12 protein-coding genes are annotated in these 13,703 nt (G+C 31.7%); 2 read left to right on the plus strand and 10 right to left on the minus strand.

What is annotated here, in order from left to right:
* The first annotated feature begins 103 nt into the window (after positions 1-103).
* Entirely contained in the window at positions 104-1,270 is a 1,167-nt protein-coding gene (locus tag CLCOS_RS07770; protein ID WP_063600584.1) for an iron-containing alcohol dehydrogenase, read from the plus strand.
* Positions 1,271-1,608: 338 nt separating this feature from the next.
* Here the strand turns inward: CLCOS_RS07770 and CLCOS_RS07775 are convergent, their stop codons facing one another.
* The 5 genes from CLCOS_RS07775 to CLCOS_RS07795 form a co-directional block, all read right to left on the minus strand.
* Positions 1,609-1,824: a heavy-metal-associated domain-containing protein gene (locus CLCOS_RS07775; protein WP_013239137.1), complete on the minus strand. Its 216-nt coding sequence runs from the start codon at positions 1,822-1,824 to the stop codon at positions 1,609-1,611.
* A gap of 34 nt (positions 1,825-1,858) precedes the next feature.
* Complete coding sequence (locus tag CLCOS_RS07780; RefSeq protein WP_063600585.1) at positions 1,859-4,309, minus strand: heavy metal translocating P-type ATPase; 2,451 nt, start codon at positions 4,307-4,309, stop codon at positions 1,859-1,861.
* 224 nt (positions 4,310-4,533) lie between these two features.
* Positions 4,534-4,800, minus strand: a complete 267-nt coding sequence (locus CLCOS_RS07785) for a metal-sensing transcriptional repressor (protein ID WP_013239139.1) — start codon at positions 4,798-4,800, stop codon at positions 4,534-4,536.
* Positions 4,801-4,920: 120 nt separating this feature from the next.
* Positions 4,921-5,751 (minus strand): HAD family hydrolase, encoded by an 831-nt coding sequence (locus CLCOS_RS07790; RefSeq protein ID WP_082853509.1) that lies wholly within the window; start codon positions 5,749-5,751, stop codon positions 4,921-4,923.
* Between the two features lie 196 nt (positions 5,752-5,947).
* Entirely contained in the window at positions 5,948-6,856 is a 909-nt protein-coding gene (locus CLCOS_RS07795; protein WP_063600587.1) for a WG repeat-containing protein, read from the minus strand.
* A 493-nt stretch (positions 6,857-7,349) separates the two neighbouring features.
* On the opposite strand from CLCOS_RS07795, the gene CLCOS_RS07800 reads away from it, so the two are divergent.
* Positions 7,350-8,066 carry a TerC family protein gene (locus CLCOS_RS07800; RefSeq protein WP_063600588.1) on the plus strand — a complete coding sequence of 239 codons (717 nt, stop codon included), beginning with the start codon at positions 7,350-7,352 and terminating at the stop codon, positions 8,064-8,066.
* A gap of 153 nt (positions 8,067-8,219) precedes the next feature.
* On the opposite strand, the gene CLCOS_RS07805 is transcribed toward CLCOS_RS07800, so the two are convergent.
* The 5 genes from CLCOS_RS07805 to CLCOS_RS07825 all read right to left on the minus strand — a co-directional run bounded on the left by CLCOS_RS07805 (position 8,220) and on the right by CLCOS_RS07825 (position 13,610).
* Complete coding sequence (locus CLCOS_RS07805) at positions 8,220-8,669, minus strand: PadR family transcriptional regulator (protein WP_063600589.1); 450 nt, start codon at positions 8,667-8,669, stop codon at positions 8,220-8,222.
* Positions 8,670-8,674: 5 nt separating this feature from the next.
* Positions 8,675-9,526: a DegV family protein gene (locus tag CLCOS_RS07810; protein WP_013239144.1), complete on the minus strand. Its 852-nt coding sequence runs from the start codon at positions 9,524-9,526 to the stop codon at positions 8,675-8,677.
* A 517-nt stretch (positions 9,527-10,043) separates the two neighbouring features.
* Entirely contained in the window at positions 10,044-11,159 is a 1,116-nt protein-coding gene (locus CLCOS_RS07815; RefSeq protein ID WP_063600590.1) for a uroporphyrinogen decarboxylase family protein, read from the minus strand.
* Positions 11,160-11,235: 76 nt separating this feature from the next.
* A complete protein-coding gene (locus CLCOS_RS07820; RefSeq protein ID WP_063600591.1) occupies positions 11,236-12,411 on the minus strand; it encodes an MFS transporter in 1,176 nt (391 codons plus the stop codon).
* An 86-nt stretch (positions 12,412-12,497) separates the two neighbouring features.
* On the minus strand, positions 12,498-13,610 hold the full coding sequence (locus tag CLCOS_RS07825; RefSeq protein ID WP_063600592.1) for a uroporphyrinogen decarboxylase family protein: 1,113 nt from the start codon (positions 13,608-13,610) through the stop codon (positions 12,498-12,500).
* Positions 13,611-13,703 lie beyond the last annotated feature (93 nt).

Below are 13,703 nucleotides of genomic sequence, written 5' to 3' on the forward strand. Positions count from 1 at the left end.
AATACTTGCTTATATATTTAATTAAATATAAACCAAAAAATCTAATTACCCCAATAATTAAATTCTAGAAAAGTAATATAACTTAATAATAAGGAGGACAAAAATGGGAAGATTTACTTTGCCTAGGGATATTTACTTTGGTGAAAATGCCTTAGAAAATTTAAAAAATTTAGATGGAAATAAAGCAGTAGTTGTTGTAGGTGGAGGATCTATGAAAAGATTTGGATTCTTAGCCAAAGTTGAAGAATACTTAAAAGAAGCTGGTATGGAAGTTAAATTAATAGAAGGTGTTGAGCCTGATCCATCTGTTGATACTGTTATGAATGGTGCTAAAATAATGAGAGACTTTAACCCAGACTGGATAGTATCAATAGGTGGAGGATCTCCCATAGATGCTGCTAAAGCAATGTGGATATTTTATGAATACCCCGACTTTACATTTGAAAAAGCGATAGTCCCTTTCGGAATTCCTAAATTAAGGCAAAAGGCACAATTTGTTGCTATACCTTCTACAAGTGGAACAGCAACTGAAGTAACATCATTTTCTGTAATAACAGACTATAAAGCTAAAATAAAATATCCTCTTGCAGATTTTAACCTTACCCCTGATATAGCTATAATAGATCCGTCCCTTGCAGAAACAATGCCTAAAAAGCTTACAGCACACACTGGAATGGATGCTCTTACTCACGCAATAGAAGCATATGTTGCAAGTTTACATTCAGATTTTTCAGATCCACTTGCTATGCATGCTATAACCATGATTCATAAATATTTATTGAAATCCTATGAAGAAGATAAAGAAGCTAGGGGCCATATGCACATAGCTCAATGTTTAGCTGGAATGGCATTTTCAAATGCACTCCTTGGAATAACTCATAGTATAGCACACAAAACTGGCGCAGTATTTCACATACCTCATGGGTGTGCTAATGCCATATACTTACCTTATGTTATAGATTTTAACAAGAAAGCTTGTTCAAAAAGATATGCTAAAATAGCTAAAAAGCTCCATCTGTCAGGAAATAATGAAGATGAATTAATAGATTCATTAACTGAAATGATTCGTACTATGAATAAAAAGATGGATATTCCTCTCACTATAAAAGATTATGGTATAAGCGAAAACGGCTTTAATGAAAACCTAGATTTTATAGCTCACAATGCTATGATGGATGCCTGCACTGTAGCCAATCCTAGAGCAATAACTGAGGAAGAAATGAAAAAACTCTTGCAGTATATGTATAATGGGCAAAAGGTTAATTTCTAGTTTAAAAGTTAATGTATTTATATTTAGGAAAATATATACAAACTAAAGCAGTATGCTCCCCTTAGAGTAGACAGCCCCAATCTGTTTATAATAAGGGGAGTATTTTTATCCGATCGCTACCATTGCTAATATCCCCATCGCACACAGCGAAAGCGACTATCACCAAATCAAAGATTTGAGATATCTGCTTTTCTATCAAAGTTGGGGATAAGCACTGCTACGCGCCTGGATAACGATTTCTCCTAAAGGATAACGCCTTCTAAGTGCTGAAGCACTAAGAATCCTGTTAATAAGCATCAGGTGGAGTCAAAAACTCAACCTGATGCCAAGAACTCTGTTTATACTTGCTCTATGGAAACAACTTCATAACCCACATCTTCAATAGCAGATTTTATGTCAGCATCTTTAATTTCACCACTAGATTCAACTAAAGCTGTTTTAGAATCTAAATCAACAGACACATTGGATGCACCTTTAAGTTCCTCCAATGCTGTTTTTACATGATTAACACAGTGTCCACAGCTCATTCCTTCAACAATTATCTTCTTTTTCATAACTTATTCCACCCTTCATTTTATAAATGTTTATTTATATTGATGGCTTAAAGCCTTTCAATCTTAAAGCATTACTTAAAACTGATACAGAACTTAAACTCATGGCAAGAGCTGCTATCATTGGGTTTAAAAGTGGTCCTCCAAATATGTGAAGTACTCCCATAGCTACCGGAATTCCTAAACTATTATAACCAAAAGCCCAGAACAAGTTTTCCTTTATATTTTTTATTGTTTTCTTGCTTAAATCTATAGCTGTGACCACATCCATTAAATCACTTCTCATTAAAACTATATCTGCAGACTCCATAGCTACATCTGTACCAGACCCTATAGCTATACCTATATCAGCCTGTGCTAAAGCTGGTGCATCATTTATGCCATCTCCAACCATGGCAACTTTCTTGTTTTCACTTTGAAGTTTTTTAACTTCATTAGCTTTATCTTGTGGTAAAACTTCTGCAAGTATTCTATCTATTCCAACCTGCTTAGCTATAGCTTCAGCAGTTTTCTTGTTATCTCCAGTTATCATTGCCACTTCAATTCCCATAGAATGAAGTTTATCTATAGCCTTTTTACTGTGTTCTTTAACCGTATCTGCTACAGCAATTACACCAATTGCCTTATTTTCAAGAGCTACATACATAGGAGTTTTGCCTTTATCTGCTAAAACTTGTGATCTTTCCTCTAATTTTTCTAAAGAGATATTACTTTCAAGCATAAGTTTTCTATTACCAAGCAATATTTTACTGTTTTCTATATTAACTTCTATTCCATGACCTGGTACAGCTTTAAATGACTGTAATTTTTTTAATTCAATTTTCCTATTTTCAGCTTCTTTAACTATTGCTTCCCCCAAAGGATGCTCTGATGATTTTTCACCTGAAGCTGCTAATTGAAGTAAATAGTTTTCATCTATGTCTGGAATTGTAACTATATCTGTAACCTTTGGATTACCTTCAGTTATAGTTCCTGTTTTGTCAAATACTATAGTTTGAATTCTATGCGCTGTTTCCAGTGCAGTACCACTTTTTATAAGCACACCATATTCAGCACCTTTTCCGGTACCAACCATAATAGCAGTTGGTGTTGCCAATCCTAAAGCGCAAGGACACGCAATTACTAACACTGATATAAATATGGTAAGTGAAAATACTCCTGTTTCACCATATATGTACCAAGCTAAAGCAGCAATTATAGCTAATGCCATTACTACCGGTACAAAGTATCCTGATATAACATCTGCTAATTTTGCAATAGGAGCCTTTGACCCCTGGGCTTCCTCTACTAATTTAATAATTTGTGCCAGTGCTGTATCCTTACCAACTCTTGTAGCTCTATACTTAATAGAACCATTTTTATTTATACTTGCTCCAATGACCTTATCAGAAGGATTTTTTTCTACAGGTATACTTTCACCTGTAAGCATGGATTCATCTACTGAAGTAATTCCCTCTGTAACCTCTCCATCTACAGGTATTTTTTTACCAGGTTTTACTACAATTATATCTCCAACTTCAACTTCATCTATAGAAATTTCTATTTCCTTATCTTCTTTAATTACAGTAGCAGTTTTTGGTGCAAGCCCCATAAGCTTTTTTATAGCTTCCGAAGTTTTTCCTTTAGCAACAGATTCCAGATATTTACCTAATGTAATAAGAGTAAGTATTGTACCTGCTGATTCAAAATATAAATGATAGTTTGTGTTTCCTATAAAAATTTCATATACTGCAAAAACACTATAGATAAAAGCAGCAGATGAGCCTATTGCTATAAGTGAATCCATATTGGGACTTCTTCTAAATAATGATTTAAAGCCAACAGTAAAATACTTTCTACCAACAATCATTATAGGTAATACTAAAAGTAACTGTATTATGGAAAAAACTTGCGGATGATTCATTGGGTCTATAGCCTGTGGAAGCATATATCCCAATTTTTCACTAATCATTGGTACCATAGCTATTATAAGTAGTGGAACTGCAAATACAGCAGATATTATAAATCTATTCCATAACGACTTTGCTTCTTTTTCTTTTTTTCCCTTATCTGTATCTACAGAAATTTCTTCTTCTAAAGCTTTATATCCTGCTTTTTCTATTGCCTTTTTTATATCCTGAACATTAACCTTTGAAGCATCAAATGCTATACTTAGCTTTTCCGTAGCAATATTTACATTTGCTTCATATACGCCTTCTAGTTTTTTTGAAACTCTTTCTACTGCTTTAGCACAAGCTGCACAGGTCATTCCTTCTATCTTCAAGGTTTTATTTGTAGTATCAATTAAAGCTTTATATCCAGCTTTATCTATTGCACACTGTATATCTTGAACATTAACCTTTGACTCATCAAAACTTACACTTAATTTTTCTGTTGCCAAATTAACATTAGCATCTAACACCCCATCTAGTTTTTTTGAAGCTCTTTCCACTGCTTTAACACAAGCTGCACAAGTCATTCCTTCTATTTTTAATGTCCTTTTTATCATTGCTCCTTCCTCCTTCTGTTTTGATATGTATAACTTTAAAACTACTATCTATATTTTGAGCTTTTACATTCAATATTATATTTACCCCCCACCTGTGGGGTGGTATTTTCCTATAACTTATCATTTATAATTTTATTTTACACCTCCTGCATTGCTAGATGTAAAACGTTTAGTATAAGATGAGAAGCAAGAGGAGGCATATCTATAATTTTTTAAGTTTTATATTATTCTTTTAGTAACTTTGAAAGTAAACCTATTATTTCGTCTACCTTTTCATCACCACTATTGTTAATAAAAGCATCTTTTACACAATTATTAAGATGTTGTTTTAGAATAAGCAAATTAGCTTTTTTTAGCAATGATTGAGCTGCAACCATTTGATTAGATATATCAATACAATATCTTCCTTCCTCAATCATTTTTATTATACCTTCTATTTGTCCTTTTGAAGTTTTTAAAGCTTGTATGGCCTTCTTTTTTTCTTCGTTCATTTTCTCCTCCCTCCCCCCTATAGGGGGTGTGGTTATATTATATATTATTTCTAAATTTAATTCAATATCAGTTTAACACTACTATACCATCTTCAAATCTTTATTATACATTCATCTTCTTTAACTATTACAAATATTATTCTCAAGAAATTTAGCCACTCCATCCTCATTATTTGAAGCAATAATTCCTGTAGCCAACTTTTTTAATTCATCATATGCGTTTTTAACTGCATATTTTTCATCCGCAAATTTAAAAAGTGGTGCATCATTTAAATTATCTCCAAAACAAATAAGCTTGTCTGCCTTCAAACTTTCCTTTAAGTATTTAGCTGCTAAGCTTTTATTAGCATTATAATTCATTGATTCAAGCCAGAAAAAACCTTTTGCATATATCTCCTCTGTGTAATGAAAACTGCCCTTTATTACTTTTGTAAATAATTGATATGTGTCATCCAAAACACCCTTTGCTTCTATTGCAAAAATATTTATTATATTATAATTAACTATTTCTGAAAAATCACTTACCTCAGTAAGCCTTGTATCACCATGCTGTATTCTTGAATTTATGTATATGTCTTGTCCTTCATTAAAAATTCCCCTATAAAATATCTTTTTATTTCCAGCTGAATCTACTGCAGACACTATAGGTGAGATTTTTTTTAATTTATAATATTTTAAAATGAAATAAACAGTACACTCATCTAAATAGTTTTCTACTATATTTTTAGCCAAAGTAGTATCATATATAAAAGCTCCATTATTTAAAATAATAGGTATATTTAGATTTAATGGTTTCAATATACTTTTACAAGCTTCATAGGACCTAGCTGTAGCAATAGTAAATTTTAATCCTGAATCTATTAACTTATTTATAATTCTAATTGAATTTTTGCTTACGACTTGATCTGAATTTAATAAAGTTCCATCCAAGTCCGAAATATATAACTTCAAAATATTCAGTCCTCCAAACGCATTTATAATAATTAAGTCACAAAACCTATTATATATCTAATAACCATAAAAATATAGACTCAATTTTTTAGTTGAAAGTTGAGTTATATTCAATAATAAATGAGCATGGATTCACTCTTACACAAATCTATGCCCATTTCCCCTTTAATTTTTAACTTTTAATTTTTTATTGCATTTACTGTTCTTCCCAAATTCTTTTTCCGTCTTTATCAATATATATATATTTATCATCCAATATTACCATAGCTGCTCCATTACAAAAATTATTTACATCATCAAATTGAGGTTTCAATACAAATTTTCCACTTTTATCAATGCATCCCCATTTATCCTTTATTTTTACAAAGGCTCGTCCTTCACTAAAATTAAGAGCTTCATCAAAAATAGGATCTATTACAAACTCATCTTTTTTATTTATGTATCCACATTTTTCATCTATCTTTACATTAGCTACGTCTTCATAAAAACCATCTGTGCTATCATATTCGAGCCCTATAACTAAATTACCTGATTTATCAATAAATCCATATTTAAAATTTTTCATAACTTGAGCTAATCCTTCATGAAAATCAAAAACACAATCGAAATCACAGTTTATTACTTCATTTCCTTTGCTATCAACATATTTCCACTTATCACCATTATTTACCCTAGCAACCTCTTCTGAAAAACTAAAGGCATTTTCGTATTTCAATGCTATTGGGTAATTTCCCTTTTTATCCAAAAAACCATACTTACTATTTTTGTTTACCAGTGCCATTCCATTTGAGAATTCATCAATAAAATTAAAACTTGGTTCTACAACCATATTATCATTATGGTCAATAATACCCCACTTTTCCTTTATTTTTACAGGAGCAAATCCATCAGAGAAATTCCATGACTGTTTATATTTATAGTCTATAACTGTTTTTCCATTGCAGTCTATATATCCCCATTTATTGTTCATCTTAACAGCAGCTAAACTATCCAAAAAGTCCCATGCATATTGAAATACAGGTTCTATGATAACTTGTCCATTATTATCTATATAACCCCACTTATCATTTAACTTAATTCTAAATAAATTAGTATAGTTTTTCATTTAATTTCCCCCTATTTTGCAATCGTTTTAATTTCATATAAACAGAGTTCTTGGCATTAGATGGGGTTTTAAAACTCCACCTGATGCTTAGAAATCGTTATCCAGGGACGTAGCTGCTCTTTACTCCCACTTGAAGAAAAGCAGATATCCCAAATCTTCGATTTAGTGATAGTCGCTTTCGCTGTGTGTGGGAGTATTAGAGCAGGTAGTCATCGGATAAATATCTATTCAAATTTAATTTTATCACACATAGGAATTAAATAAAATAATAAGTCAGAATTTTCTATACTAATCATTGTTTAAAATATATGTGGATATGGAAACCACATTATATGATAAATTATTTTGCTTTATATACTTTATATCTTAATATTTATGTGTTACAATAAACTATAGGAAAAATAAATAAGTAATATTCATTATATTTAATGAATATATTACTTTATACAATACTAACTTAATTTAAAATTAGGAGATAAAAGGAGTAAAAAGCGTGGATAATTTAACTACTTTTTTGCTAGGAGCTCTACAAATTACTTTATTAGATATAGTATTAAGTGGTGATAATATCGGAGTTATAGCACTAGCAACTAAGGATTTACCAAAGAAACATGCAAAATCTGCTTCTATGATTGGAGTATTTGCTGCGATTTTTCTAAGAATAATATTTGCTTGCCTCATCACTTACATAATGTTAATAGAATGGCTTCCTATAAAATTAATAGGTGGAATTTTACTTATAAAAATAACCTGGAATTTTATAAGTCCTAAATCGGAGAAGGAAAATTTAAAAATCAGTCCTTCAAATAAATATTTTCGTGCAATATCAAGTATAGTAATAGCTGATGCTACCATGAGTCTAGACAATGTACTTGCAATAGCTGCTGCTGCTCATGGACATGTACCCAGTATAATATTTGGATTAGTATTAAATATTCCTATAATATTTTTGGGGAGTCAGTTTGTAGCAAAGCTTATGAATAAGCACCCTATGGTAATATACTTAGGAGGAGCTGTACTGGCCCATACATCCTTAAATATGATGCTAGAAGACAAAATATTGGCAGGTTTCACATCACCTGTACTAACAAATATAGTATCCTTTGGCTTTGCAATTATAGTACTTGTATATGGATTATATAGAGTAAACAAACCTGTAAGTTATTCCTTTAAAAAATTTAAGGAAGATTATTTTAAAAGTAACAGTTAATATAATAAGCCAATATGTTGTATGTAAATTTCTTAGTACAACATCCCCTTATGAATCGTTATTCAGGTATATACCAACGCTAATACTCCCACTTTTGGACAAGTGGGAGTATTAGCGTTGGTAGTCATCAGCCAGATCTTTATTTTTTTCTAGTTAATCATACAAATCTTTATATACAATTTTAAATACTTCTAGAGAATCTTCTATTTTATCTCTTAGAAGATTTTTTCTATTTTTCAGTTCACATACTCCTAAATCCGTAAGAGTATATATTTTTTGCATTTTATTTTTAGAGTCATCCCATTTTCCAATTACCAATTTATCCTTTTCCAGTTTTCTTAAAATTGGGTAGATTCCCCCCGTACTTGGTATCCACCTTCCACCTGTTCTTTCTCCTATTTTATGCGATATATCATTTCCATTAGTAGGACTTATACTTAAAATATAAAGTGTATATATAGGAAGAAGTCCTTTTGTAAAGACCTGACCTACAGCTTCTTGTTCCTTTTTTACCTTTTTTAATTCTGCCAGCTTCTTTTTGTATTCTTTATAAAGAAATCTTTCTTCTTTCTTTGTATTTCCTTTAAAATCAAAGTCACTCATAAAATTTATTCTTCCTCAAATAATACTAAACCAACTAATCCAGGTCCGCTGTGAACTCCTCCTACAGGACTTAGTGCTCCCCCAAAAATTGCAGAAGTTACATTTTTATGATTCTTTATTGAATCAAATATTTTTTTTGAATCCTCTAGTGCATGACCATGTACAATACACAGTTTACACTTTTTTTTGTCAAGAATTCCATTTGCAATTTCAACTAACCTACTTAAGGATTTCTTTCTTCCCCTTACTTTATCATAAGTATAGTATTTTCCATCATTATTATCAATTGATACAATAGGTTTTATATTTAAAAGTTCCCCAATTGTACCTGCTACTTTACCTATTCTACCACCTTTTTTTAAATATTCTAAAGTTCCAACCACAAAAAATAGATCTATCTTACTCCTTACTATTGGTATTGTCCTAACTATCTCATCAAAACTTACACCTTTTTCTATGAGTTTTGCACAATTAGTTACTATAAAACCCTCTCCAAGAGAAATTGATTTAGAATCAAATATATATGTTTTAATTTTAGGATGATTTTCACTTACTAACTTTACTCCATTATAAAAGCCAGTTAATCCAGCTGAAAGAGTTACAACTATAGCATGTGTGTAATTTTCTTTTTCTAAATTTGTAAACAAATCTTCCATTTCACTCATAGATGGCATAGACGATGTAGGTATTTCTTTATCTAAGTTATCATATACATATTCTGGAGTTATAGTTACTTTATCTATAAATTCTTTGTCTTTATATATTATCCTATAATGAAGTACTTTTATATTATATCTTTCTATAGTACTGTTACTCAAATCACTAGTACTATCTGTTATGAGTGCAATCTTTTCCAAAACTTGTTCCTCCCTACTTAGGCATTTTCAAAAAAATATTTGTCGCATCCTTAACTTGTTATTTTCTTTCAAATGACTTATCAAAATTTGTCCGATAATTACCTGCTCTAATACTCCTACATACTATATAAAAGCGACTATCACCAAATCAAAGAATTTGGGATATCTGCTTTTCTTCAAGTGCGAGTAAAGAGCAGCTACATCCCTGGATAACGATTTCCCCTAAAGGATAACGCCTTCTAAGTGCTGAATCACTAAGAATCCTGTTAATAAGCATCAGATAGAGTTAAAACTTCATCTGATGCCAAGAACTCTGTTTATCACAATAATTATATCACTCACACAGTTATTATCAATAGTGATATATATCTCTATTGATAATAACTTGTCTTATTTGTTAACTATCAATTTTTCATTCTTAATTGTTAACTAAAAAATATAGCACCATTGCAGATTTACTACAATGATGCTATATTTAGCATAAATTTGATAAATATATTTATTCAATTCAGACATGCTAGTTGTCAAGAGCAGCTGCAACCATAGCCTTTACATTTTCAACTTTAGCATTTGGAGGTATGCTGCATCCTGATGACATAATAAGTCCTTGAGTCGCAAATTCTTTAATTAATCTTCTGGCATACTTATAAACTTCATCTGGAGTCCCCAAAGTTAAAAGTGAAGGTGCAACATCTCCCATAAAACACATATGCCCTCTTAGCACTTCTCCAGCTTTAAAAATATCCGTTGTGCTATCTGGTGAAAAAATGCATTTACCTTTAGGTAAGTCAAGGAAATAATTTATAAATCTATCCCAACTCATGTCCATATGAAGGTAAGCAATGGAACCTTCCTCTGCAATAATATCTACAATTCTTTTTGTGTACTTCCATGAAAATCTTTCAAATGCCTTTAAAGAAAGAAAATCACCTGCTTCCCTAGCCCCTCCTACAAATACTGCTAAAGGTTTTACTTCACGAATTCGCTTTCTTAACACCTTCTCATTTTCCTCTTCTATAACATCCATAGCTGCCTGAACCTTATCAGGAATCTTGTGTAAATCGATAAGAAATTTAGATATTCCTCGTCCGGGACACAAAGCACCAAATGGTGCACCAGACATTACACTGCCCTGGCATAAGGGAACAATCCCTGCATCAACAAAATTCTGCTCTATTTGTGGAGCAAATTTACTGAAATATTCTACTTCCTTAAGCCCTTCAGGTATATGCTTTTTGGCATATTCCATAAAAAAGTAATTCCATCCTTTATCAATTATAGTATCATAGTCATCTTCCGTCATATATGACTTTTCATCAATCTGCCAAATCATGTTATCAGGCAATTCTCTTCCTGGTACTTTGATTTTAGAAAGGAAAAATGCACCCATAGATGGCGGGTATGTCCCAGGTATCTCTATGCTGTCAATATCTCCAAGTTCCTGCATACCCTTTAATAGTTCCATATTTCCATACACTACATCATTGACAAGATCTGATAGCTTTCCTCCTCCGTTCTTAGTACAAAAAGCATCTGCATTAAGTACAATTGGTACCCTGTCAGTCTTTTTCATATTTATTACATCTTTAAGTCTATTAAGATGTTCATCATACAACTCTTTTCCAGTTTTCATATTAATCCCCCAATTTAATTGAAACTATTAACAATTTTTTATTTATTAAATAACAATAACTTTTATCCAAATAATTTTAAATTGAAACCTTTTGTTTTTTAGGAGTCTTAAAATTTACCACTAAATGAATAACCGCATAAATAATAAAACATACAAGTGAAAATTCAAATGGAAATCTCAATGATGTTATATTAAATATTTTTTCAATAAATGCAAATACAAATCCTGAAACAAAACCACCTATACTCATAAATGCCATAACAATAGACATTGCAACAGCAGTTCCAGATGCTGGAACTGCTCTTCCCACCTGCATCATGATAGCAGTACCAGAAAGACTAAATCCTATACCAACAATAGTTGCTCCAATTATAAAAAGGATTAAATTCGTTCCATATGCAAAGAATATAAATCCCACAGCAGTTAATACAACACCTATAGGAATAGTGAATCTAGATAACATTCTAAATGCTGCACCAAAGACTGCTCCTGCTATCATTCCTCCAACTGTAAACATGGTAAGTGCCACTCCTGCTCCAGCAGCATTTCCATAATGATTTGTAAGCACTAATGAAGACATTCCTGTAAGCATTGGATATACTAATAACATTAAAATGCCATATATACTTGACCATATATATACATATGCCGGCATTTTAACTTTTTCAGAATTGGATTTTGCAGTCAGCGGAAGTTTTGGGAAGAAAAGTATAACTATAATAAGTGACACTGCACCTAAAAGATAAGCAAGAAAAGTAAATCTCCAATTAACTGCACAAAATATTCCTCCAAGAAGTTGAAATACTATGCCGCCAACGTTTCCAACAACAACACCTGCACCCATAAGATTTTCCGCTTCTTTTGGTTCAAAAAGAGTTAATGTAAGAGCACCACCAAGAGGTGACATTATTCCAAGCCCCGCTCCCAAAATTCCTCTCATAACAAGAATTAAACTAAAGTTACTTATAAAATAAGGACCAACTCCACCTATTAAAAATAGAACTATTGCAATAATAGTAAGATTTTTATAAGTTATAACCGTGCCAGCTAGTTTCCCTGATATTAATGAAAATGGAATTAAAAGCAAAGTAGGTATAGTAGCAATAAGTACAACTACACTAAAAGGTAAATTAGGATAGGCTTGAGATATATTTGCCAGCGCAGGAGAAGTAGTTCCCGTTGCCATTATCAAAAATCCAAAAGAGAGTATTGCAAATATCCATAATGACTTCTTTCCACTTACATTTTCCATTATTTCACTCCTTTTATTTTAATAATCATTCAAATCGTTTACATCAAACCTGTTACTTATACCATTTTTTATTCGCAATATACACTTTATGATTCTAAAGCAGCTGCAACCATTGCTTTTACATTCTCTATTTTTGCATTTGCCGGTATGCAGCATCCTGCAGCCATAATAAACCCTTGTGATGCAAATTGGTCAATCAATTTCCTGCTGTACTCATATACTTCATCAGGTGTACCTAATGTTAAAAGTGAAGGTGAAACATCTCCCATAATGCACATATGTCCTTTAAGTACTTCTCCAGCTTTAAAAATATCTGTTGTACTGTCAGGATGGAAAATACATTTGCCTTTTGGAAGATCACATAAATAATCTAAAAAACGATCCCAACATAAATCCGAATGAAGATAAACATTTGCCCCTTCTTCAACCGCAACTTCCACACCTTTTTTTAAATATGGCCATGCAAATTTTTCAAAAGCTTTTTGTGATATAAAATCTCCTGCCATACGCGATCCACCTGAAAATACTGCTAAAGGTTTATCAGCACGTATTGCTTTTCTTAAATCCTCATAACCTTCTTCAGCCATAACGTCCATTACAGCTATAACTTTATCAGGTATTCTTATCAGGTCTTTCACAAAATTTTTTATTGAACGACCAGCAAACAGGGTTTCATAAGGAGCTCCTACCATAGCATTACCTATTATTGCTACAATACCTGCATCTTTATAACTCTGTGCTATTTTGGGCTGTACTTTTATTATATCCTCCATTATCTTTAAAGGATCTCCTAATCTATTTTTACAAAAATCTATATAAAACTTATTCCAGCCTTTATCAATTATAGTGTCATAATCATCTTCTGTCATAAATCCAACTTCATCAATTTGCCAAAGAGCATCGTCAGGTAATTCACGTCCAGGTAACTTAATATTCGAAAGGAAAAAGGCTCCTTTAGTTTGAGGAAAACATCCATATCCCAATGTACAATCAATATCACCAAAGGACTTCATACCTTGAAGTAATAGTTCGTTTCCATATTCTATATTTGTCACAAGATCTGCTAGCTTTCCTCCTGCTGTTCTAACACAAAAAGAATCTGCATTTAAATTAATAGGTGTCCTGTCTGCTTTCTTCAGTGCTATAACTTTTTTAAGTCTTTCTAAATGCTCATCATATAGTTCTAATCCATTTTTCATATAACTCCATACCCCCCATTATTATAGAATTACTTTATTTATATCTACAATTATACTTATCTAAATCTTACAAGTCATCCTACAAATGTTAAA

This window comes from Clostridium coskatii (assembly GCF_001675205.1).
GTDB lineage: Bacteria > Bacillota > Clostridia > Clostridiales > Clostridiaceae > Clostridium_B > Clostridium_B ljungdahlii.

Bases quoted from the DNA above. Each gene is read 5' to 3' on its own strand.
- CLCOS_RS07770 (WP_063600584.1), top strand. From the start codon at position 104: ATGGGAAGATTTACTTTGCCTAGGGATATTTACTTTGGTGAAAATGCC.
- CLCOS_RS07775 (WP_013239137.1), bottom strand. From the start codon at position 1,824: ATGAAAAAGAAGATAATTGTTGAAGGAATGAGCTGTGGACACTGTGTT.
- CLCOS_RS07780 (WP_063600585.1), bottom strand. From the start codon at position 4,309: ATGATAAAAAGGACATTAAAAATAGAAGGAATGACTTGTGCAGCTTGT.
- CLCOS_RS07785 (WP_013239139.1), bottom strand. From the start codon at position 4,800: ATGAACGAAGAAAAAAAGAAGGCCATACAAGCTTTAAAAACTTCAAAA.
- CLCOS_RS07795 (WP_063600587.1), bottom strand. From the start codon at position 6,856: ATGAAAAACTATACTAATTTATTTAGAATTAAGTTAAATGATAAGTGG.
- CLCOS_RS07805 (WP_063600589.1), bottom strand. From the start codon at position 8,669: ATGAGTGACTTTGATTTTAAAGGAAATACAAAGAAAGAAGAAAGATTT.
- CLCOS_RS07815 (WP_063600590.1), bottom strand. From the start codon at position 11,159: ATGAAAACTGGAAAAGAGTTGTATGATGAACATCTTAATAGACTTAAA.
- CLCOS_RS07820 (WP_063600591.1), bottom strand. From the start codon at position 12,411: ATGGAAAATGTAAGTGGAAAGAAGTCATTATGGATATTTGCAATACTC.
- CLCOS_RS07825 (WP_063600592.1), bottom strand. From the start codon at position 13,610: ATGAAAAATGGATTAGAACTATATGATGAGCATTTAGAAAGACTTAAA.